Source organism: Bradyrhizobium sp. WSM1417 (assembly GCF_000515415.1).
GTDB lineage: Bacteria > Pseudomonadota > Alphaproteobacteria > Rhizobiales > Xanthobacteraceae > Bradyrhizobium.
In genome coordinates, this window is sequence record NZ_KI911783.1 from 3306126 (window position 1) to 3327650 (window position 21525).

Annotated in this window: 17 protein-coding genes; 11 read left to right on the forward strand and 6 right to left on the reverse strand. The window is 64.2% G+C overall.

Annotation, left to right across the window (positions count from 1 at the left end; genetic code table 11):
- Positions 1–17 precede the first annotated feature (17 nt).
- On the reverse strand, positions 18–830 hold the full coding sequence (locus BRA1417_RS0115975) for an SDR family NAD(P)-dependent oxidoreductase (protein ID WP_027516608.1): 813 nt from the start codon (positions 828–830) through the stop codon (positions 18–20).
- Between the two features lie 234 nt (positions 831–1064).
- Here BRA1417_RS0115975 and BRA1417_RS0115980 point away from each other — a divergent pair, with 234 nt between their 5' ends.
- From BRA1417_RS0115980 to cyoD, 4 genes are read left to right on the forward strand one after another with little or no spacing between them, the layout of a single operon-like run.
- Entirely contained in the window at positions 1065–1898 is an 834-nt protein-coding gene (locus BRA1417_RS0115980) for a ubiquinol oxidase subunit II (RefSeq protein WP_027516609.1), read from the forward strand.
- Complete coding sequence (gene cyoB / locus BRA1417_RS0115985; protein ID WP_027516610.1) at positions 1888–3888, forward strand: cytochrome o ubiquinol oxidase subunit I; 2001 nt, start codon at positions 1888–1890, stop codon at positions 3886–3888. Before BRA1417_RS0115980 ends, cyoB begins: the two co-directional genes overlap by 11 nt.
- Entirely contained in the window at positions 3888–4529 is a 642-nt protein-coding gene (locus BRA1417_RS0115990; protein WP_027516611.1) for a cytochrome (ubi)quinol oxidase subunit III, read from the forward strand. The genes cyoB and BRA1417_RS0115990 overlap by 1 nt, the downstream gene beginning before the upstream one ends.
- Positions 4526–4915, forward strand: a complete 390-nt coding sequence (cyoD, locus tag BRA1417_RS0115995; RefSeq protein WP_027516612.1) for a cytochrome o ubiquinol oxidase subunit IV — start codon at positions 4526–4528, stop codon at positions 4913–4915. Before BRA1417_RS0115990 ends, cyoD begins: the two co-directional genes overlap by 4 nt.
- A gap of 217 nt (positions 4916–5132) precedes the next feature.
- Here the strand turns inward: cyoD and BRA1417_RS0116000 are convergent, their stop codons facing one another.
- The gene (locus BRA1417_RS0116000; protein WP_027516613.1) at positions 5133–5921 is read right to left on the reverse strand and encodes a thermonuclease family protein; all 789 of its coding nucleotides are present in this window, start codon (positions 5919–5921) and stop codon (positions 5133–5135) included.
- Between the two features lie 196 nt (positions 5922–6117).
- Here BRA1417_RS0116000 and BRA1417_RS0116005 point away from each other — a divergent pair, with 196 nt between their 5' ends.
- From BRA1417_RS0116005 to BRA1417_RS0116020, 4 genes are all read left to right on the forward strand, one after another.
- The gene (locus BRA1417_RS0116005; protein ID WP_027516614.1) at positions 6118–7716 is read left to right on the forward strand and encodes a GMC family oxidoreductase; all 1599 of its coding nucleotides are present in this window, start codon (positions 6118–6120) and stop codon (positions 7714–7716) included.
- 7 nt (positions 7717–7723) lie between these two features.
- Positions 7724–8173: a hypothetical protein gene (locus BRA1417_RS0116010; protein WP_027516615.1), complete on the forward strand. Its 450-nt coding sequence runs from the start codon at positions 7724–7726 to the stop codon at positions 8171–8173.
- Positions 8174–8264: 91 nt separating this feature from the next.
- Complete coding sequence (locus tag BRA1417_RS0116015) at positions 8265–9284, forward strand: S1C family serine protease (protein ID WP_027516616.1); 1020 nt, start codon at positions 8265–8267, stop codon at positions 9282–9284.
- Positions 9285–9343: 59 nt separating this feature from the next.
- Positions 9344–11062 carry an FAD-dependent oxidoreductase gene (locus BRA1417_RS0116020; protein WP_027516617.1) on the forward strand — a complete coding sequence of 573 codons (1719 nt, stop codon included), beginning with the start codon at positions 9344–9346 and terminating at the stop codon, positions 11060–11062.
- Positions 11063–11203: 141 nt separating this feature from the next.
- On the opposite strand, the gene BRA1417_RS0116025 is transcribed toward BRA1417_RS0116020, so the two are convergent.
- On the reverse strand, positions 11204–14680 hold the full coding sequence (locus BRA1417_RS0116025; RefSeq protein WP_027516618.1) for an indolepyruvate ferredoxin oxidoreductase family protein: 3477 nt from the start codon (positions 14678–14680) through the stop codon (positions 11204–11206).
- Between the two features lie 177 nt (positions 14681–14857).
- Here BRA1417_RS0116025 and BRA1417_RS0116030 point away from each other — a divergent pair, with 177 nt between their 5' ends.
- From BRA1417_RS0116030 to BRA1417_RS0116040, 3 genes are all read left to right on the forward strand, one after another.
- Complete coding sequence (locus BRA1417_RS0116030) at positions 14858–15826, forward strand: hypothetical protein (protein WP_027516619.1); 969 nt, start codon at positions 14858–14860, stop codon at positions 15824–15826.
- 204 nt (positions 15827–16030) lie between these two features.
- Entirely contained in the window at positions 16031–16732 is a 702-nt protein-coding gene (locus tag BRA1417_RS0116035) for a cysteine hydrolase family protein (protein WP_027516620.1), read from the forward strand.
- Between the two features lie 10 nt (positions 16733–16742).
- Positions 16743–18398 (forward strand): hypothetical protein, encoded by a 1656-nt coding sequence (locus tag BRA1417_RS0116040; protein WP_027516621.1) that lies wholly within the window; start codon positions 16743–16745, stop codon positions 18396–18398.
- Here the strand turns inward: BRA1417_RS0116040 and BRA1417_RS0116045 are convergent, their stop codons facing one another.
- Genes BRA1417_RS0116045 through BRA1417_RS0116055 form a run of 3 tightly spaced genes read right to left on the reverse strand, consistent with a single transcriptional unit; the run spans position 18399 to position 21477 of the window.
- Complete coding sequence (locus BRA1417_RS0116045) at positions 18399–19223, reverse strand: carbohydrate ABC transporter permease (RefSeq protein WP_027516622.1); 825 nt, start codon at positions 19221–19223, stop codon at positions 18399–18401.
- Entirely contained in the window at positions 19220–20158 is a 939-nt protein-coding gene (locus BRA1417_RS0116050) for a carbohydrate ABC transporter permease (protein ID WP_027516623.1), read from the reverse strand. The genes BRA1417_RS0116045 and BRA1417_RS0116050 overlap by 4 nt, the downstream gene beginning before the upstream one ends.
- Positions 20155–21477, reverse strand: a complete 1323-nt coding sequence (locus BRA1417_RS0116055) for an ABC transporter substrate-binding protein (protein WP_026233315.1) — start codon at positions 21475–21477, stop codon at positions 20155–20157. The genes BRA1417_RS0116050 and BRA1417_RS0116055 overlap by 4 nt, the downstream gene beginning before the upstream one ends.
- Positions 21478–21525: the final 48 nt, after the last annotated feature.

Consider the following 21525-nt stretch of genomic DNA (forward strand, 5'->3'; position numbering starts at 1 on the left):
CTGTGTTTCCTTCCTTGCTAGTGTTCTTGTGACTCGCGTTCGGGCGCTTGCAGCGTCACCCCGCCGTCCACCACCAGCACCTGGCCGGTGATGTAGCGCGCAAAATTGCTGAGCAGGAATTTGACGGCATGGCCAACGTCCCAGCCGGTGCCTTCCGTTTTCAGCAAAGACGCCTTGGCCCGCTGGGCGCGCGCCTGTTCGCTCATGCCGCGGCCATAGACCATCGGCGTGTACATCGGCCCGGGGCAGATGCAATTGACGCGGATGTTGTCGCGGCCGTGATCGACCGCCATTGCGCGGGTCAGGCCGATGATCGCGGCTTTCGAGGTCGAATACGTCGTCAGGCCGCGCGGCCGCAGCGCCGAGATCGAGGAGATGTTGACGATCGCGCCGCCCCGCGCGGTCTTGATCATGGCAGGGATCGCGTGCTTGGAGAGCAGGAACATGCTCTCGACATTGACCTGCATGACGCGGCGATATTGCTCGGGCGCTTCGTCGACCACGCTGCCGCGGCTGCCGATGCCGACATTGTTGTCGAGGAAATCGAGCCGGCCCCAGCGGTCGAGCGCGGCTTCGACCAGCGTCCTGCAATCGCTCTCGCTGGTGACGTCACCGCCATGCGCCGTGGCCGTGCCGCCTTCGGCTGCGATCATCTCCGCGGTGCGTTCGGCGAGCTTGAGGTCGCGATCGGCCACCAGCACTTTGGCGCCGGCGCGAGCCAGTAGAATTGCGGCGGCGCGGCCGTTGCCGATACCGTCGCCGGCAGCGCCGCCGCCGCTGACCAGCGCCACCTTGCCGGCGAGACCGGGATCGTCCTCGGGCCCCTGCATGTCGTTTCATCCCGATTATTTTCGTGCACTCTAGCAATCGCCCCGAGCGGAGAGAAGGGCCGGGCTCCCGCTTTCATGTCATTGACATCGCATGGAATTGCATGCCGCCGCGCGAGAAGGGCGAACGATCGACCCGCGCCGTTAGGAACCGACCTCACGCGACTGCGTTTGCCGCCGGAGCCTTTCCCGCGCTAGGCTCTGTCCCGGGGCTTCCCAACCGCCAGTGGCTTGCCGATGAATCTGCTCGATCCACAAGGGCCTGTGGCTGCGGCCAACAGCACCATCCTGGTCGATTCCGTCTTCATCATGCTCGCGATCGTGGTGCCGACCATTTTCGCGATTTTGGCCTTTGCGTTCTGGTTTCGCGCCTCGAATCCCAAAGCAAAGTTTCAACCCGACTTCGTCTATTCCGGGCGGGTGGAAATGGTGGTGTGGGCGATCCCCGCGCTCACCGTGATCCTGCTCGGCGGCGTCGCCTGGATCGGCTCGCACCAGCTCGATCCCGCGGCACCCGTGCCCGGCACCGGCAGTCCCGTTCGCATCCAGGCCGTTTCCCTCGACTGGAAATGGCTCTTCATTTATCCGGACCAGCGCATTGGCACCATCAACACGCTGACGGTACCGGCAGGCGCCGAACTGAATTTCCAGTTGACGTCGTCGAGCGTGATGAATGTGTTCTTCATTCCGCAGCTCGGCAGCATGATCTACACCATGAACGGGATGGTGACGAAGCTGAACCTGCGCGCCGACAATGAAGGCAAGCTCCAGGGGCTGTCGGCGCATTTCTCCGGCGACGGCTTTCCGGACATGATGTTCGACGTCAACGTGGTCTCGCCGCTCGCCTTTCCGGATTGGGTGGCGACCACGGCAAAGAGCGATGCCGTGCTGAACGAGGACAGCTACAAGAAGCTGATGCAACAGGGCGTCGAGAAGGGCAGGCCGACCTACCGGCTCGACGATCCCCGGCTGTTCGACCTGATCGCGACCCAGCACATTCCGCCGGGACCGGGGCCGGAGCTCGCATCCGAAGCGGGCCGGTCGCACAGTGGAGGCCATGATGCTCGGTAAGCTCGATTGGTCGGCGATCCCGTTCGATCAGCCGATACCGCTGATCGCGGGCGCGGTGGTGTTGGTCGGGATTCTCGCCGTGCTGGCCTGGGTCGTGGTGAAGGGGCATCTGCCCTATCTCTGGCACGAGTGGATCACCAGCGTCGACCACAAGCGGATCGGCGTGATGTACATCCTGCTGGCCTCGGTGATGCTGCTGCGCGGCGGCAGCGACGCCATCATGATGCGGATTCAGCAGGCGGTGGCCTATCAATCGCAGGGCTATCTGCCGCCGGAGCACTACAACCAGATATTCTCCGCACACGGCACTATCATGATCTTCTTCGTGGCGATGCCGTTCGTGATCGGACTGATGAATCTCATCGTGCCGCTCCAGCTTGGCGTACGCGATGTCGCTTTCCCGACGCTCAATTCGGTCGGCTTTTGGCTGACCGCGACCGGTGCGCTGCTGGTCAATCTCTCGCTCGTGATCGGCGAGTTCGCCCGCACCGGCTGGCTCGCCTTTCCGCCGCTGTCGGAGCTGTCCTACTCGCCGGGCGTCGGTGTCGATTATTACGCGTGGTCGCTGCAGATCTCCGGCGTCGGCACGTTGGTTGCCGGCATCAATCTCGTGACGACGGTGCTGAAGCTGCGCACCAAAGGCATGAACTATCTGCGCATGCCGATGTTCTGCTGGACCACACTGGCCTCGAACCTCCTGATCGTCGCGGCTTTCCCGATTTTGACCGCCACCCTCGCGATGCTGCTGCTCGACCGCTATCTCGGCTTCCACTTCTTCACCAATGAGGCCGGCGGCAATGTCATGATGTTCATGAACCTGATCTGGGCCTGGGGGCATCCCGAGGTCTACATCCTGGTGCTGCCGGCCTTCGGCATCTTCTCCGAGGTGGTCTCGACCTTCTCCGGCAAGGCGCTGTTTGGCTATCGCTCGATGGTGCTGGCGACCATGGCGATCTGCATCATCTCCTTCATGGTCTGGCTGCATCATTTCTTCACGATGGGCGCAGGCCCCGACGTCAACGCCATCTTCGGCATCGCCAGCATGATCATCGCGATCCCGACCGGGGTGAAGATCTACAACTGGCTGTTCACGATGTATGGCGGCCGCATCCGCTTCGAGACGCCGATGCTGTGGTCGATAGGTTTCATGGTCACCTTCATCATCGGCGGATTGACCGGCGTGCTGGTCGCAGTGCCGCCGGCCGATTTCGTCCTCCACAACAGCATGTTTCTGGTCGCGCACTTCCACAACGTCATCATTGGCGGCGTGCTGTTCGGCGCCTTTGCTGGCTTCGAATACTGGTTCCCGAAGGCGTTCGGCTTTCGCCTCGACGACCGCTGGGGCAAGGCTGCGTTCTGGTTCACTTTCCTCGGCTTCTACGTCACCTTCATCCCGCTCTACGTCGCCGGCATGCTGGGCATGACGCGGCGCATGCAGCACTATGACGTCGCGGCGTGGCGGCCTTGGATGCTGGTTGCAGCCGTCGGAATGGCCGTGCTGACGGTTGGCGTGATCTGCCAGATCGTGCAGATTGTGGTCAGCATCCGCAACCGCGAGGCCCTGCGCGACCGCACCGGTGATCCCTGGGACGGCCGCTCGCTGGAATGGGCGACGTCGTCGCCGCCACCCGTTTTCAACTTCGCTTTCAATCCCGATGTGCGCGGTGAAGATGCCTATTGGGATCTGAAGGCCCATGCCAAGCAGCAATCCCTCGATCATGATGCGCCCGAGTATCATGACATCGAGATGCCCAGGAACTCGCCGACCGGCTTCGTCTGCGCGTTCTTCGCCACGGTGATGGGCTTTGCGCTGATCTGGCACATCTGGTGGATGGTGATTTTGGGCGGCATCGGAGCGTTCGCGACATTCGTCGTGTTCGCCTGGCGCGACCATGACGAATACGTCATTCCGGCCGACGAAGTCGCTGCAATAGACCGCGTCAACCTCGAGGAGCGGCGCAATCTTGTCAGCATGGCGGGGACAATCTGATGTCAATGACCGCGACCGCCGGCCGTGCGCACGCCGATCCCCATCACATCGGCCTCGTCATCGAGCATCCCGGCCCAGCGCCGAAGCGCATCGTGACCGCCTATGGCTTCTGGATCTTCCTGCTCTCCGACATCGTGATGTTCTCCTGCTTCTTTGCGGCCTATGCGGTGCTGGCCGACCAGACCGCCGGCGGCCCGAAGGGTTCGGAGATCTTCGATCAGCGGAACGTCGCGATCGAGACGGTCTGCCTGCTGCTGTCGAGTTTCACGTGCGGCATGGCGAGCATCGCAGCCGATGTGCGCAACCGGTTCTGGTTCTATCTCGGGATGGCGGTGACGTGTTTGCTCGGCCTCATCTTTCTCGTCATTGAGTTTCGCGAATTCGCTGACCTCGTTGCCCGCGGCTATGGCCCATCGCGCAGCGCTTTCCTGACCTCGTTCTTCTCGCTGGTCGGCTGCCACGGTCTCCATGTCTCGGCCGGCATATTGTGGCTTCTCACCATGATGGCCCAGGTCTTCGCAAAGGGTTTTCGTGCCGACGTGCTGCGCCGGATGATGTGCTTTGCGTTGTTCTGGCATGCGCTCGACATCGTTTGGGTCGGAGTCTTCTCCGTGGTCTATTTGCTTGGGAGTGGCGTATGAGCGATCAGACGCATATGCCGGCCGGCCATGACCTCGCGCCGGGCGACGAGGAGCAACACAGTGTCGGGACGCGTATCCTCGGCTACGTGGTCGGTCTTGTTCTGGCGCTGCTGCTGACGGCGACCTCGTTCTTCATCGCCGGCACGGATCTGGTCTGGCAGCCCTCGATTCCCGTCGCGCTGATCGTGCTGGCGATCGCGCAGATGGGCGTGCACCTCGTGTTCTTCCTGCACATCACCACCGGCCCCGACAACACCAACAACGTGCTGGCGCTGGCCTTCGGACTGCTGGTCGTGTTCCTGGTGGTCGGTGGCACCGTCTGGATCATGGCGCATCTGAATGCGAACATGCCGGCCATGGATCAGATCATGCCGATGCACCGCTAAGGGCGCACAAAAAAGAAGAGCCGCTTGTTGTGACAAGCGGCCCAAGTCTAGGGAGGAAACGCCCGAGCAAAGCAATCGGGCCGGAGCCGGATTGCCGCCAAGGAAACGCTCGCGCAAAGCGCTTGCGTACGCTTACAAATGCAGCAACTCTCGATAGAGTTCAATTCCGGATGAATACTGTCTCCGGTTGCCGCTCACGGGTGCGTGATGGGCTTCGTTATTTCGGCCGCCGGCAGTTGTAGGCCTTGCGGAAGCCCGCAGCCTGGGCGTCGTCCTCCGAGCAGAACCAGCGGTCCGGTTTGGTGGTCGCGGGGTAGCTCGGGCAGCCCCGTAAATGGTAGATGCCGATATTGCCGGTCACGCGCGCGCGGACCGCAAGCTTGCCCTTGATGCCACAGCTCGGCGGCATCGTCAGATCCTCGGGAAACAACACTGCGCGAATCTCTTTGTCGCGGTCGGTGCGGCAGGCGGCGCCCAGGAGCGCGCCGTCCTTCTTGCCGGTGCGGAATTCCTGCGGTGCAACAAAGCAGCCCTTCCAGATTCCGGCCGAGGTTGATTTGGCGTCGGCCGCGGCCGACTTGATGTTCGCCTTGACCGGCTCGCGGGCGATGGCATAGCCGAGCTTGACCAGCTGTTCGTTCAAGCTGGTCTTGTCGCCCTCGGCCGTGCAGATCGCGCGGTGCCGCTTGCCAAAACTCTTTTCCGGTCCGACATCGTCGCAACGCACCGATCGCTTGCCAATCAGCTTGGCGAGCTGGTCGCGGGCCTCGATGCCGCAGGTCCAGGGATCGGCGTGATCGTCGATGCAGACCTGGTCCAGCTCGGGTGCGTCGACGCCGTCGAGGCGGTAGGTGACGTCGCCGAGCTGGATGGCGTTGCCGTCGCGGACCGTCGCGGCGGCGGTCAGCGCCGAGGCGGGGCCGGAGGTGCCCAGAAATCCGGACAGGGCGAGAAGGAAAACGAGCGCAAAAGCGCGGGCGCTGGCAAAGGATTTTCGGAAGGACATAAGGTCTCGCTATCGATGGCTCGTGCGGCTTGTTCCTAGCATCCGGATGTGGCGATACCAATGGTCTGCGCCCCGCGAAGTGCGACATTCCGGCCTCGCGGCTTTACTCGGCCGTAGCTCTGATCCTATCGTTCGCCGGCCTTGCGGAGCGGAGGCCGAATCGCCCGGGAAGCGGCGAAGGGAGGAAAATTTCGCGATGAAAGACCCCGTGGACGTCCTGATCATCGGCGCCGGCGCTTCGGGCGCGGCGGTGGCGTGGTCGCTGGCCGAGACCAAGATGCATATTCTCTGCCTGGAGCAGGGCGGCTGGATGAACCCGCCGGAATATCCCAGCACGGGCCGGGACTGGGAGGCCAAGTTCTACGGCGAGTGGTCGTCGAGCCCCAACGTCCGCGGACGGCCTGAGGACTATCCGATCAACGACGACGATTCGCCGATCAAGGTCGTCAACTACAATGCGGTCGGTGGCTCGACGGTGATGTACACCGCGCACTGGCCGCGGCTGCACCCCTCTGATTTCAAGGTGAAGACGCTCGACGGCGTCGCTGACGACTGGCCGATCGACTACGACGCGCTGACCCCGTTCTTCGAAGAGAACGACCGGATGATGGGCACGTCCGGCCTCTCGGGCGACCCGCTCTCACCGCTGACGCATCCGCCGATGCCGCAACAGCCGATGGGGTTGTCCGGTGCGATCATCGGCAAGGCCATGAACAAGCTCGGCTGGCACTGGTGGCCGTCGGATACGACGGTCGCGACCATGGACTACGAGGGCCGCGCGCGTTGCATCAATCTCGGCCATTGCACGCCAGCCTGCGCGCAAGGCGCGAAGTCCTCGACCGACATCACCTATTGGCCGCACGCGGTCCGCGCCGGAGTCGAGCTGCGCACGCACTGTCGGGTGCGCGAGATCACCACCGACGAGAACGGCATGGCCACCGGCGTGGTCTATTACGACAAGGACGGCCTCGAGCAGTTCCAGCCGGCGCATGTCGTCATCATCGCCTGCAACGGCGTCGGCACGCCGCGGCTGCTGCTGAATTCGGCATCGAACCGCTTTCCGAACGGGCTTGCCAATTCGTCTGGCCTCGTCGGCAAGAACCTGATGTTCCATCCTTATGCGCAGATCTACGGCTACGTAAAAGAGCCGACCGATAGCAACCGCGCGCCGCCGACCTGCCTGTGGAGCAAGGAATGGTATGACACGGACCTCTCGCGCGGCTTCGTGCGGGGCTATGGCGTTCAGTTCGTGCGCGGCGCGGGGCCGGTGTTCGAGGCTGTCGTCAGCGAGCAGAAGGGGATATTGCCGTGGGGCGCCGATCACCACCGCGTCTTCCGCAAGCTCAACGGCCACCGGCTCGGCTTTTCCGCGATCTGCGAGGACCTGCCGGAGGAGCATAACCAGATTACGCTCGATCCGGTCTTGAAGGACGGCCACGGCATTCCCGCGCCGAAGATCAATTACACGATCAGCGAGAACAGCCGGAAGATGATGGAGCATGCGCTGGCGCGCGGCCGGGAGATTCTCGAAACCGCGGGAGCGAGCGACATCTGCGTCAACTCGCCGATCCCGTGGGGCGGCTGGCATCTGCTCGGCACGGCACGCATGGGCACCGACCCCGAACGCTCCGTCGTCAATGAATGGGGCCGCTCGCACGACGTCAAGAATCTCTTCATCGTCGACGGCAGCATCTTCGTCACCTCGGGCGGGGTGAACCCGACGTCCACCATTCAGGCCCTTGCGCTCTACATCGCCGACCAGATGAAGCAGCGCCTCGCCAATTTGTTCGATTGAGGCCGACATGTCCGCAGACAATCAACTGACACGCCGCCAATGCGACGACCTCCGCGCTATCGCCGCGATGATCGTGCCCGCCAGCGACGAGTACAAGGTGCCCGGCGCCGACGACCCCGCGATCCAGGCTGACATGCTGGCAACGCTGGGGCGTGACGCCAAATTGGTGGCGCTGGCGCTCGACCATCTGGCGCGGCTCGCGGGCCAACCCTTCGCCGAGCTCGATGCTGCCAGGCGCGATGCGGTGGCGCAGGAGTTTCGCAGTTCCGGCGGCGCGGCGGCCGCGACGCTCGTCCGCGTGGTGCTGCAATGCTACTACCGCGACGACCGTGTGCTGCGCTCGCTCGGCCTCGAGGCACGCGCGCCGTTCCCCCTGGGTTACGTGCTGCCGGATGGCGACTGGTCGCTGCTGGACCCGGTCAAGGCAAGGGCGGGCACGCTGCGACGGGCACCCTAGCCACCTGGGCAGTCCAGCCTTGCGCCCCGGGCGGGTCCCTTGCGCCTAAAGGAGCAGGCCACCATCTGTGTGAGCCTCAAGGACTCCTACCATGTTGGATTTTACTTCAGACATCGTCGATGACGCCGCGTCATCGCGGGCGACAGCGGCTGTCCCGGACAACGACAGGGCCCTGCTGGACGCCTATTCCAATGCCGTGATCGACGTGACCGACCGTGTCGGTCCGGCCGTCGTGCGCGTCGAGACCGGACCGAAGGTGCCGAACGGCCGCGAGCGCGGCGGGCTTGGCTCGGGCATCGTGATCTCGCCGGACGGGCTCGTTCTCACCAATAGCCACGTGGTCGGCTCGTCGAAGGAGATCCGGCTGCGTGACGTCGAGGGTCATGTCGGCGACGCCCGGGTGCTCGGCGTCGATCCCGACACTGATCTTGCGCTGCTTCGCGCCAATGGCGTGCGGGACTTGCCCTATGCGGCGCTCGGCAATTCCAAGACCTTGCGGCGCGGCCAGCTCGTCATCGCGATCGGCAACCCGCTCGGCTTTGAATCGACCGTCACTGCCGGCGTGGTCTCGGCGCTCGGGCGCTCGATCCGCTCGGTCAGTGGCCGTACCATCGAGGACGTGATCCAGACCGATGCTGCGCTCAACCCCGGCAACTCGGGCGGGCCGCTGGTGTCGTCGAATGCCGAGGTGATCGGCATCAACACGGCCATCATCAACGGCGCGCAAGGCATCTGCTTTGCGGTCGCCAGCAACACCGCGCAATTCGTGCTGTCGGAGATCATCCGCCACGGCTATGTCCGTCGCGCCTATATCGGCGTGGCCGGCCAGACCGCGCCGATCCCGCGGCGGCACGCGGTGCTGGCCGGCGTCGAGAACAAGATGGGCGCGCTGCTGGCTCAGATCGAGCCGGACGGGCCGGCGGCGAAGGCGGGCCTGTTGTCCGGCGATGTCGTGATCGGCCTCGACGGCGTCGAGATCAACGGCGTCGACGATCTGATCCGTGTCCTCGACCGCGACCGGATCGGCCGGCGGCTGGCGATGGACGTGCTCCGGCTCGGCCGCCTGCGGGCATTCGACATCGACCCGGTCGAGCGCAAGCCGGCGCGCTAGCGTGTGGGCGCCGAAGCGAGGTATGACGGTGTCATGTCTCGCTTCGGGAACCCCGCCGCATGATGCCGGCGCATGAGACCTACGATATCATCGTCGTCGGCGCCGGCGCGGGTGGCATGACGGCAGCGGCGGTGGCCGCCGCCGAGGGCCTGCGCGTGCTGGTGATCGAGAAGACCGCTTTCGTCGGCGGCACCACCGCATGGTCCGACGGCATGATCTGGATTCCAGCCAATGCCAAAATGAAACAGGCGGGGCTCTCCGATAGCGTCACGGACGCCGTGCAATATTTGTCGAACACGGTGCCCGAGCCCGCCAATGCGGGCCTCCGCGCCGCCTTCCTCGCGCGCGGACCGGAGGCGGTCGCCTATCTCGAAGCCAACACGCAAGTGCGCCTCCAGCCGGTGAAAGCCTGTCCGGACTATTATCCGGAGCGGCTGGGCGCGACGCCGGGCGGGCGCGTGCTCGAGCCGGTCGTCTTCGACGGCACGCGGCTGGGCGCGCATTTCGCGCGGCTGCGCGCGCCGCTGCCGGAGTTCACGTTATTTGGTGGGATGATGGTTAGCCGCCCCGACATTCCCCATCTGCGCCGGGCCGGAAAATCGCTGCGCTCGGCTCTTCGCGCGGCGCGGCTGGTTTCGGAGTATGCGTGGCAGCGGCTGCGCAGCCCGCGCGGCACGACGCTGCATCTCGGCAATGCGCTCGCCGCGCGGCTGTATGCCTCGCTGCTGGCGCGGCAGGTCGAGATCCTCTTCAGTGCGGACGTGGAGGATTTGTCGATGCAGGGCGAGCGCGTCGGCGGTGTCATTATCCGTCATGGGGCGCGCGATCGCCTGATCGCCGCGCGACGCGGTGTGGTGCTGGCGACCGGCGGCTTCTCGTACGACGCGACCTTGCGCAAACGCTTCTTCCCGCCCGCGGCCGGATTCATCTCGGCGACCCACACGTCCGCTACGGGCGACGGGATCCGCCTCGCGACCGCAACCGGCGCAGCGCTCAATACGGATGCGACGAGCCCCGCCTATTGGGTGCCGGCCTCGCTGTTCCGGCGCGCCGATGGAAGCCGTGGTGTTTTCCCGCACATGGTGACCGACCGCGCCAAGCCCGGCGTGATCGCCGTCAATGCGGCCGGCCGGCGCTTCGCCAACGAGGCACTGTCGTACCACGAGTTCGTTCTCGCCATGCTGCGTGACGGCGAACCGGATCGGCCGTTCCACCTGATCTGCGACCGCCAGTTTCTGTGGCGCTATGGCCTCGGCCGCATCAGGCCGTTCACGCGCAATATCCGGCGCTATGCGGCGAGCGGCGAGTTGGCCGAGGCCGCTGATATCGCGCAGCTCGCAGCGAAGATCGGCATCAAGCCGTCGACACTCGCGGCGACCATCGCCAACTACAATTCCGATGCGAAGGAGGGCCGTGACCTGGAATTCGGCCGCGGCAGCACGATCTATCAACGCCATTTCGGAGACGCCGCCCACAAGCCCAACCCGTGCGTCGCGCCCATCCTATGTGCGCCGTTCTTTGCGATGCGGATTTATCCGGCCGATCTCGGCACGGCGATCGGCATGAAGGTGGATGCCCAGGCGCGCGTGTTGCGCGAGGACGGCACGCCGGTTGCCGGGCTCTATGCGTGCGGCAACGACATGGGCTCGGTCATGAACGGCAATTGTCCCGGGCCGGGGATTGCACTGGGGCCGGCGCTGACGTTCGGGTACATCGCGGGAAGGCATCTGGCGGAGGGGAGTGTGGTTGGGGCGAGTGCGGCCACAGCGTTGGTCTAGCCGCCACCACCGCTGTCATGCCCCGCGAAGGCGGGGCATCCAGTACGCCGCGGCTTCTCGACTTAGTCACCAGCTTCTCGGAGTACTGGATCGCCCGGTCAAGCCGGGCGATGACACCGAGTATGTGGCGCCGGCTTGTCCTTACTCCGCCGCCGCCGCAAAGCGGCTGTTCTCCAGTTCCGCTTCCAACCGCGCCTTCTCCGCCGCCGCCAGCTTGATGTTGGCTTCCTTGATATGCCCGAAGCCGCGGATCGTCTCCGGCAGCCGCGCGAGCCTCGCCAGCAGCGGGATCTGCTCTGCTTTCAGCCCGGCGATCCGCCGATCGATCATGTCGAGATAATCCGCGACCAGCTTCCGCTCGGTCCGGCGCTCCTCGGTGCGGCCGAACGGATCGAACGCGCCGCCGCGCAGGAATTTTAGTTTGGCCAGCACGCGGAAGGCGTGGATCATCCAGCCGCCGAATTCCTTCTTCTGGAGATGTCCGGTGGTCTTGTCGCGCTGTGCGAAGATCGGCGGGGCCAGATAGAACTTCAGCTTGAAGTCGCCGTCGAATTTCTCCGAGACCTTCTTGGAGAAGCTGCCGTCGGTGTAGAGCCGCGCGACCTCGTACTCGTCCTTGTAGGACATCAGCTTGAACAGGTTTTTCGCGACAGCCTCGGTCAGCTCCGTGGACGCGGGCGAGGCAGCTGCTTCCGCCTTGCGCACCTTGGCGACGGCCGCGGAGTAACGGTCGGCGTAGGTCTTGTCCTGATAGGCCGTCAAAAACTCGGCGCGCGTCGCGATGATGTCGTCGAGCGACTTCGTCGGCGCGGAAGCCCGGCTCCTGAATTGCAGCACGCTGCGCAGCCGCGACATGTCGTGGGCGGCGAGGCGACCCCAGGTGAAGGCGAGCTTGTTCATCTCGATCGCGGCGCCGTTGATCTCGATGGCGCGGAGCAGCGCGTCCAGCGACAGCGGGATCGCGCCTTTCTGGAAGGCGAAGCCGAGCATGAACGGGTTAGTCGCGATCGAATCGCCCATCAGCGCGGAGGCAATGCCTGTCGCGTCGATGATATCGAGGTTCTTGTCGCCGACAGCGTCGCGCAGCACCGTCTGCATCGTGCCCATCTCGAAATCGAGATCAGGGTTTTGCACGAAGCTCGCGGTCGGCTGCAGGTCGGCGTTGATATACGCTTTCGTCGTTCCGCGTTCGGCGCGGCTGAGCGCAGAGGGACCTGCCGAGACGATCATGTCGCAGCCGAGGATGACGTCGGCACCGCCCGTGGTGATCCGGACCGCGGAGATGTCTTCCGGCTTCGCGGCGATGCGCACATGGCTCATCACGGCGCCGTTCTTCTGCGACAGGCCGGTGAAGTCGAGCGCGGAGCAGCCGCGGCCGTCGACATGGGCGGCCATGCCGAGCAGCGCGCCGATGGTGATGACACCGGTGCCGCCGATGCCGGTGACGAGGATGTTGTAGGGGGCGTCCAGCTCACGAGCGGGCGGCAGCGGCAGGTCGGCAAACAACTGGCCTGAATCCACCGCCGAGGTTTTGATCCGCTTGAGCGTGCCGCCATGCACGGTGACGAAACTCGGGCAAAAACCCTCGACGCAGGAGAAGTCCTTGTTGCAGTTCGACTGGTCGATCTGGCGCTTGCGGCCGAACTCGGTCTCCAGCGGCTGCACCGAAACGCAGTTCGAGGCTTGCGAGCAGTCGCCGCAGCCTTCGCAAACGAGCTCGTTGATGAAGGCGCGCTTGGCGGGATCCGGATACAGCCCGCGCTTGCGGCGACGGCGCTTTTCCGCGGCGCAGGTCTGATCGTAGACAATGACCGTAAGGCCCTTGATGTCGCGCAGCTCGCGCTGCACGGCGTCGAGCTCGCGGCGATGATGGACGGTCGCGCCTTGCGGGAAGTAGTTGGCGTCGGGGTATTTGGTCGGATCGTCCGAGACGATCGCGAGGCGCTTGACGGCCTCGGCCCAGACCTGATGCGCGATCTGGGCGACGTTGAAGCCGCCCTCGGCCGGTTGGCCGCCGGTCATCGCGACGGCATCGTTGTAGAGGATCTTGTAGGTGATGCTGATGCCGGCGGCCGATGCCGCGCGAAGGGCAAGCAGCCCGGAATGGGTGTAGGTGCCGTCCCCGAGGTTCTGGAAGATGTGCTGCTCGGTGGTGAAGGGCGCTTGCCCGATCCAGTTCACGCCCTCGGCGCCCATATGCGAGATCAAATCGGTGCGGCGGGTCGGCATGCTCAAGGCCATGCCGTGGCAACCGATGCCGGCCATGGCGCGGCTGCCCTCGGGCACGCGCGTCGAGGTGTTGTGCGGGCATCCCGAACAGAAGAACGGCGTGCGCGCGAGCTTGATTTGCGCGGAGGCCGGAACAGGAGTGTCGAAGGCCTCGAGCCGGGCGAGGCGCTGCTCAAGCACCGGGCTATGGTGGCCTAGCTTGCGCAGCCGCGCCACCAGTGCGGATGCAACGAGGGTTGGCGTCAGCTCGCCTTCGCTCGGCAATAGCGGCGCGCCGCGCTCGTCGCGTTTTCCCGTCACGGTCGGGCGCCTGGACGCATCGATGTTGTAGAGGATGCGCATCAGCTGGTCTTCGATGAAGCCGCGCTTCTCCTCGACGACCAGCACGTCCTGAAGTCCTTCGGCGAAGCGCTTGGCCCCGCTCTCCTCCAGCGGCCAAGTCAGTGCGACCTTGTAGATGCGCAAGCCCAAATCCTGCGCGTCCTTGTCGGTAATGCCCAGATCGGCCAGCGCCTGTCGCAGATCGAGATAAGCCTTGCCGGTCGCGACGATGCCGAGCCGTGCCGGCCTCGAGTCGAGCACGATGCGGTCGAGCTGGTTGGCACGCACAAAGGCCTGTACCGCCGCCATCTTCGGGCCGAACAGGCGCCTCTCCGCGTCCAGCGGCGGATCCGGCCAGCGGATGTTGAGGCCGCCGGGCGGCATCTCGAAATCGTCGGGGAGCTTGATCTGGATGCGTTCGGGGTCGCTATAGATCGAGGCCGAACTCTCCACCGTCTCGCTGATCGCCTTGAAGCCGACCCAGCAGCCGGAGAAGCGCGACAGCGCAAAGCCGTAGAGGCCGAGATCGAGGTAATCCTGCAGCGTCGCCGGATTGATCACGGGGATCAGCGCCGCCGCGAAGACCTGCTCGCTCTGATGCGCCAGTGTCGAGGATTGGCAGCCGTGGTCGTCACCGGCAAGCGCGAGCACGCCGCCATGGAGCGAGGTACCGGCCGCATTGGCATGCTTGAGTGCGTCGACCGAGCGATCAACGCCAGGCCCCTTGCCGTACCAGATGCCGAACACGCCGTCGACCTTGGCACCGGGAAACAGACCGACCTGCTGGCTGCCCCAGACGGCGGTCGCCGCGAGGTCCTCGTTCAAGCCGGGGACGAAGGCGATGTCGTGCTGCTGGAGATGTTCCTTCGCGCGCCACAGCGCGTGGTCGTACATGCCGAGCGGGGAGCCGCGATAGCCCGAGATGAAGCCGCCGGTGTTGAGGCCCTGCAGCCGGTCGCGTTCGCGCTGCAACATGGGCAGCCGGACCAGCGCCTGAGTACCGGACAGGAAGATCCGCTTCGATTCGAGCCGGTATTTGTCATCCAGCTCGACCTGCATCAGCGTCATTTCGGAAGTCCTCGTCTCTTGTTTCGGCTCTTATTCGACTTGGGGTTTGCGCTGCGGGAGGGAGGAGCGGCTGCGCGACGCGAATTGTCACAGTCAAAGGCATGCGCAGACGAAGTCAATATCGCTGGCCGCATCCGTGGCGCTCCTGCTAGTCATGGCTTGCTTGCGGAGGACACCATGACGGCACAAGCGTTCGATACCGAGATCACGGAGACCGACGGAGCCCTGATCGGGCCGTGGCGTCAGCCGCGTCAAATGCTGCAAGCTCAAACCTATGACGCGCACGCCTCGATCCACGACGACGCCACCGCGCAGAAGCTCGGCTTCAAGGGCGGCACCATCGAGGGTCCGACCCATTTCAGCCAGTTCGCACCGCTGGGTGCGCGTTTGTGGAGACAGGCCTGGTTCGAGAGCGGATGCCTCTCCGCGCATTATCGCAGCGTCTGTTACGAAGGCGAGGAGGTGCAGGCGACCCTGTCGAAACCGTTGCCCGGCACCAGCCAGTGCCAGATCCAGATGGTGAAGCGCGATGGCACGGAGGTGCTGCGCGGCACGGCCTCGGTCGGAGAGCCGCACGCCGCAACCGCGCTGGAGGCGCGCCTTGGCGAACTCAAGCCGCTCACTGATCCCGTGATCCTGCGCGACGTGAAGGTGGCGCAGACGAGCCGGCGGCTCGTGGTGCGGATGGCGTTCGACCAGATCATGGGCGAGCTCTATCCGTTCTCGCTGCGGCAGAAGCTCGCTGCCATCACCGAGACCTCGCCGTATTATTCAGGCGCCGGCAATCCTTCTGCGAATCCCTGGGGCAGGGCGATCATCCCGATGGAGATGCTGAGCGTGCTGTTCCAATACCGCTCCAAGGACGATCCTCTCCCGGCCAAGGGACCGGCCGTCGGACTATTCGCCGACCAGGAGATCAGGCTGGTGAAGGGCCCGCTGTTTGTTGACGAGGAGTACGAAGTCGAGCGCGAGGTTATCGCGCTCTCCGGCAGCCGCCGCACCGAGAGCGCCTGGGTGAAGACGCGCGTGTTCGACAAGACAAACATTGTGGTCGCGACCATGCTGCTGAACATGGCCACGCTGAAGGATTCCTACGCGCCGTATGAGGAAGAATATCGACGGCTGTACGGAGATACTGCCCGCTAAAAGCGAGCTTCGTTGTCGCTCATCCTCTAGGCAAATGCACGTCGCAAAGTCGTCGCACAGCGAATAAGCAGACGCGAGGCAGCCTGATAAGCTTCTGACAGTGCAGCAAATTTTCCCGCGCTGTCCGCCCGATCGTCATTGTACACAATGGCACGGCGCTTGCAGAACTCCTGGCACAGAGAGTTCTCGCGAGGGGCGGGCGTCATGTTGAACTCAACCAAGCCGACACTGGGTGTCATCAGCGCCGAACCGGAGCCGGTCAAGCTCGACTGGCCTGCCACTGCGCTTCTCATCATCGACATGCAGCGCGACTTCATGGAGCCCGGCGGCTTCGGCGAGACGCTGGGCAATGACGTCAGTCAGCTCGCGCGCGCGGTGAAGCCGATCGGTGCCGTGCTGAAGGCCGCGCGGGATACCGGCATGCTGGTGATCCACACGCGGGAGGGCCATCTGCCCGATCTCTCCGACGCGCCGCCGGCGAAAATCGAGCGCGGCGCGCCATCCTTGCGCATCGGCGACCCCGGTCCCATGGGACGCATTCTCATTCGCGGCGAGGCGGGCCACGACATCATCCCGGAGCTCTATCCGCTCGACAGCGAGATCGTGATCGACAAGCCCGGCAAGGGCGCGTTCTACGCCACCGAGCTCACCGAGGTGCTGGAGAAAAACGGTATCGAAAATCTGCTCGTGTGCGGCGTCACCACCGAAGTGTGCGTCAACACTACCGTGCGCGAGGCCAATGATCGCGGCTATCGCTGCGTCGTCATCTCGGACGGCTGCGCGTCCTACTTCCCCGAATTTCACGAGATGGGCCTGAAGATGATCAAGGCCCAGGGCGGCATCTTCGGCTGGGTCGCAAGCTCAGCCGCGGTACTGGAGGCGATGAAGATTTCCACATCAGCGTAGGGGCATCACGATGAGCACAGGCACGACAGGGACGGCCGGCACCTCCGAGTTCAAGCCGGCACTATGGACACCGGGCGACTGGAACGCGTTTTTCGGCTTCGGCACCAACATCCTCGTCAACATGCTGGTGCTCACGGGCCTGTTGCGCTTCGTGTTGAAGATGCCCGACAGTCTCGTGTTCGGCCGCATCCTGCCCGCGCTCGGGTTGATGATGTGTCTCTCCACCTTCTACTACGCGTTCCTCGCTTATCGTCTGGCGCAGAAGACCGGCCGCAACGATGTCTGCGCGTTGCCCTCGGGCGTCAGCGTGCCGCATATGTTCATCGTCACCTTCGTGATTATGCTTCCGATCACGATCAAGACCGGTGATCCGCTCAAGGGCTGGTCGGCGGGCCTGGTCTGGGTGTTCTTCCAGAGTTTTATTCTCATGATCGGCGGCTTTATCGCGCCTTTCATCCGAAGGATCACGCCGCGCGCGGCGCTGCTCGGCACGCTTGCGGGTGTCTCCGTCACCTTCATCTCGATGCGGCCGGCCCTCGAAATGTACATGACGCCGCAGATCGGCCTGGTCTGCTTCGCCATCATCCTGGTGAGCTGGTTCGGTGGCGTGAAATATTGGCGCGGCATTCCCGCCGGTCTCGTTGCGATCGCGGTGGGCATGGTCATCGCCTGGGGCTCGAACCTGTTCGGCCTCGGTCTCGGTGGACTGAGTGTCAAGGGCGTCGGTGATGCCTTCGCCAATTTCGGCTTCTCGGTGCCGATCCCGGCGGTGGGCTACGTCTTCTCCGGTTTCGAATTCCTCGGAATCATCCTGGTCACCGCCATTCCGTTCGGCATCTATGATCTCGTCGAAGCCATGGACAATGTCGAGAGCGCGGAAGCCGCCGGCGACGAATATCCGACCACGCGCGTGCTCACCGCCGACGGAATCGTCAGCCTGATCGGCTGCCTGATGGGCAATCCCTTCATCAACGCCGTCTATATCGGCCATCCCGGCTGGAAAGCGATGGGCGGCCGCATCGGCTATTCGGCTGCGACCGGCATCATGGTGGTGGTGCTGGCCTGGTTCGGCATCATCTCGGTGCTGCTGGCGCTAGTGCCGGTCGTCGCGATCTCGCCGATCCTGCTCTATATCGGGATGCTGATCGGCGCGCAGGCGTTCCAGACCACGCCGGTCAAGCACGCGCCCGCGATCGTGCTGGCGCTGACGCCGCATCTCGCAGCGTGGGCCAAGCTCCAGATCGACACGATGTTGGGCTCGACCATGAACGCGGCTGCGACCGTGGGCGGAATGGCCGCCGACAAGGCCGACGCGGTCAAGGCTGCGGCGATCGCCGCCTTGCCGCAGCAGGGCGTGTTCTATCACGGGTTAGAAGTGATGGGCGGCGGCTCCATCCTCGGCGGCCTGATTCTGGGTGCGATCGGCGTCTTCATCATCGAGCGCGACTTCGAGAAGGCCTCGGCATTTGCGCTGGTTGGTGCAGTCCTGACCTACTTTGGTTTCATGCACGGCGAAGCCGTCGGCATCGGTGGCGGCTTTGGCGTCACGCCCGCGGTCGCGTTCGCCTATGCCGTGATGGCCGCCGGTCTGTTCGCGGCCAGCAGGCTCGGCGCGAGCGAGCCCTACATGCCGCATGCGGACATGCACGCGGCACCGGCGGAGTAGCTAGCCGCCCTTGACGGCACCAGCGGTGAGCCCGGCGACGATCTGTCGCTGGGCGAACACCGTCAGCAGCAGCACCGGGAGGGTGACGATCAGCGCGGCGGCCGCGAGCGGCCCCCAGCTCAACTGGTCGAACGAAATCATGTTGTAGACGGCAACCGGCAGGGTGCGGGTCTCGCGTCCGGCCAGCACGATGCCGAACACAAAATTATTCCAGGAGAAGATCACGGCCAGGATGAAGGCGACCGCGATGCCGGGCTTGGCGATCGGCAGCGCGACATGGTGGAAGACCTGCCAGCGCGTGGCGCCGTCGATCAGGGCTGCTTCTTCCAGTTCCATCGGCGTCGTCTCGAAATAGCCGATCATGATCCAGATCACGATCGGCACCGTGACCACGAGGTGGATGATGATCTGCGGCACCAGCGTGCCGAGCAGTCCCAGCCACTGGAACATGAGAAACAGCGGGATCAGATAGGACAGGCCCGGCGTGATACGGGCGATCAGGATCACGATCGCGGATTTGTGCGCGGCCATCCGCGCAATCCCGTAGCCGGCGGGAACGCCGACGAGCAGCGCAAGCAACGTCGCGCTGCCGGTCACGATCAGGCTGTTGATGAAATAGGTCAGGAAGCGGTTGGAGGCGAGCACGTCGGCATAGTTCTTCCAGGCGATATGCTCGGGGAAGAACACCGGCGGGTAGGCGGCGTTGTCGATCTCGAATTTGAGCGACAGCGACAGCATCCAGAGAAAGAACAGGATCGCCGGCGACACCATGAGGAACACCGAGAACCACAGGCCGATTTTGCCGATGATTTGCCTTGGACTCATGTGCCGCTCGCGATCTCGGTCCACAGCATGCGTTGGCGCGCATAAAGCATCACCGCCGCAAGCAGAACGATCAGCAGGAAGAACACGACCGCGATCGCCGAGCCGTAGCCGAGATCGTAATAGGAGAAGGCGACGCTGTAGAGATAGATGTTGATGGTCTCCGACGCCGATCCCGGCCCGCCCTGCGTGATCGCGAAAATGATGTCGAAGCTCTTCACGGCGTCGATCATGCGGATCATGCCGGCGATGAACAGGAACGGCATGATCAGCGGCAGGGTGATGAAGCGGAACACCTGCCAGATGCTGGCGCCGTCGATCTGTGCACTTTCATAAGGCTCGGTCGGGATCGCGGCCAGGCCGCCGAGCACGATCAGCATGACCAGCGGCGTCCATTGCCAGGTCTCGACCAGCACCAGCGAGGGAATGACGGTCGCGGGATGGAATACCCAGAGCTGCGCAGGGATTCCGACCAGTGACAGCAGATAGTTCAATACGCCGAGCTGCGGGTGGAACATCATGGTCCAGACCAGCGCGATCGCCACCGGCGTCGCCATCATCGGCATGATGAAGACGCCGCGCAGAAAGCCGCGGCCGGGGAATTTCTGGTGAAACACCACGGCCGCAAACGTGCCGAGCACGAGCGGCAGCAGCACGGAGAGTATGGTGTAGACCAGTGTATGTCCGACGGCCTCAATGAAGCGGGGATCGCTCGTCAGCCGCAGATAATTGGACAAGCCAACGAAGGTGGTCGACGAGCCGACCTTCCATTCGTTCAGGCTCATCCAGATCGTGAAGACCCACGGAAAGATGATGATCGCGATCACGACGACCAGCGCCGGCACCACGAACGGCCAGTAGGATGGCGGCCGCAACTCCTTCTCCGGCGCGGCATCAGACTGTGCCGCGCCCGGAGTCGATTGTGTCAACGCACTCACGCCTTCTCGCTACGCTCCAGGATCGGCCGGTACTGATCGTTGGCCTTCTTCAGCTCGGCGGCAGGATCGGCGCCGGACAAGGTCGCAGTGACGGCGGCGCCCACGATGTCGCGGAATTCGGCGACCGGAATCACGACGGGCAGGCCCAGCTTGCTGATCTTGCCGGAATCGATCACCGATTGCAGCCACTCCTTGGTCTTGACGCCCTTCTGGACCTCGGGATCGCCGAGGATCGAATTGCGGAACGGTACGCCGCCGCCGGCCTGCAGCAGCCGCGCGCCCTGGGTTTTCGAGACCACCCATTGGCAGAGCAGATAGGCGGCTTCCTTGTTCTTGCTCGCAGCGGCAACGCCGATGCCGTCGCCGTAGGTCGAGGAATATTGCCCCTTGGGGCCGGCGGGCACGACGGTGTAGCCGACCTTGCCGACAACGCGCGAGGCGGCCGGATCTTCCAGCGGCGGCGCCCAGCCGACGCCGTCGATCCACATCGCGGATCGGCCTTGCGTGAACGAGGCCATCGACTCCATCCAGTTGAAGCCGGCGACGCCGGGCGGTGCCGATTTCGTCAGGAGCGTCTGATACAGCTTGGTCGCGGCAATGGCTTCCGGACCGTCGGTCAGGATATTGCCCTTGGCGTCGAGGAATTCCCCGCCATAATTGAGGAAGAAGTTGCTCCACATCGCCATGTTGGCGTTGCGCAGGCCGCGCCCGACAAAGCCGTAGATGCCTTCCTTGGTGTCGGTGAGCTTCTCGGCCGCCGCAGCCATCTCGTCGAGGGTCTTGGGAACGGCGACGCCCTTCTTCTCGAACAGCTCCTTGTTGTAATAGAGGATGAAATAATCGACCGACCACGGCAGCGACAGCATCTGGCCCTTGTCGTTCCTGGCGTATTGCAGGCCCGCCGCCGAGAAGTCGCTCTCGACGAGATCGGGCGCGGTCAGCGCCGGGTCCTTCATGAAGGGAGTCAAGTCGGCGAGCCAGCCGGCCTTCTCGAACTGCCGCTTCTGCACGTGATAGCTGAGATGGACGACGTCGAAGCTTGGACGGCCCGAGGTGAACTCGATCACCACCTTCTGGCGCTGCTGCTGCTCGGGAATCTGCTCCGCTTCGACCTGGATGCCGGTGAGCTCGGTGAACTCCTTGACGTATTTTTGCAGGTTGTCGCCGCGGGGCCCCTTGGCGAGGATCACCTCGAGCTTGGTCCCTGCGTATTTTTTCCAGTTCACCTCGGCGCGCGCCGGCAATCCCGTCAGGCTGAGCGCGCCAGCTGCGGCAGTGCCCGTCAAGAGCGTACGACGCGAGATTTTGTGGTTGACCACTTTAGGTCCCTCCCTGTGACTCAATTTGGGCGGATACTAGCGGCCGTT

Coding starts and splice junctions, on each gene's coding strand:
- BRA1417_RS0115975 (WP_027516608.1), bottom strand. CDS start 830: ATGCAGGGGCCCGAGGACGATCCCGGTCTCGCCGGCAAGGTGGCGCTG.
- BRA1417_RS0115980 (WP_027516609.1), top strand. CDS start 1,065: ATGAATCTGCTCGATCCACAAGGGCCTGTGGCTGCGGCCAACAGCACC.
- cyoB (WP_027516610.1), top strand. CDS start 1,888: ATGCTCGGTAAGCTCGATTGGTCGGCGATCCCGTTCGATCAGCCGATA.
- BRA1417_RS0115990 (WP_027516611.1), top strand. CDS start 3,888: ATGTCAATGACCGCGACCGCCGGCCGTGCGCACGCCGATCCCCATCAC.
- cyoD (WP_027516612.1), top strand. CDS start 4,526: ATGAGCGATCAGACGCATATGCCGGCCGGCCATGACCTCGCGCCGGGC.
- BRA1417_RS0116000 (WP_027516613.1), bottom strand. CDS start 5,921: ATGTCCTTCCGAAAATCCTTTGCCAGCGCCCGCGCTTTTGCGCTCGTT.
- BRA1417_RS0116005 (WP_027516614.1), top strand. CDS start 6,118: ATGAAAGACCCCGTGGACGTCCTGATCATCGGCGCCGGCGCTTCGGGC.
- BRA1417_RS0116010 (WP_027516615.1), top strand. CDS start 7,724: ATGTCCGCAGACAATCAACTGACACGCCGCCAATGCGACGACCTCCGC.
- BRA1417_RS0116015 (WP_027516616.1), top strand. CDS start 8,265: ATGTTGGATTTTACTTCAGACATCGTCGATGACGCCGCGTCATCGCGG.
- BRA1417_RS0116020 (WP_027516617.1), top strand. CDS start 9,344: ATGATGCCGGCGCATGAGACCTACGATATCATCGTCGTCGGCGCCGGC.
- BRA1417_RS0116025 (WP_027516618.1), bottom strand. CDS start 14,680: ATGACGCTGATGCAGGTCGAGCTGGATGACAAATACCGGCTCGAATCG.
- BRA1417_RS0116030 (WP_027516619.1), top strand. CDS start 14,858: ATGACGGCACAAGCGTTCGATACCGAGATCACGGAGACCGACGGAGCC.
- BRA1417_RS0116035 (WP_027516620.1), top strand. CDS start 16,031: ATGTTGAACTCAACCAAGCCGACACTGGGTGTCATCAGCGCCGAACCG.
- BRA1417_RS0116040 (WP_027516621.1), top strand. CDS start 16,743: ATGAGCACAGGCACGACAGGGACGGCCGGCACCTCCGAGTTCAAGCCG.
- BRA1417_RS0116045 (WP_027516622.1), bottom strand. CDS start 19,223: ATGAGTCCAAGGCAAATCATCGGCAAAATCGGCCTGTGGTTCTCGGTG.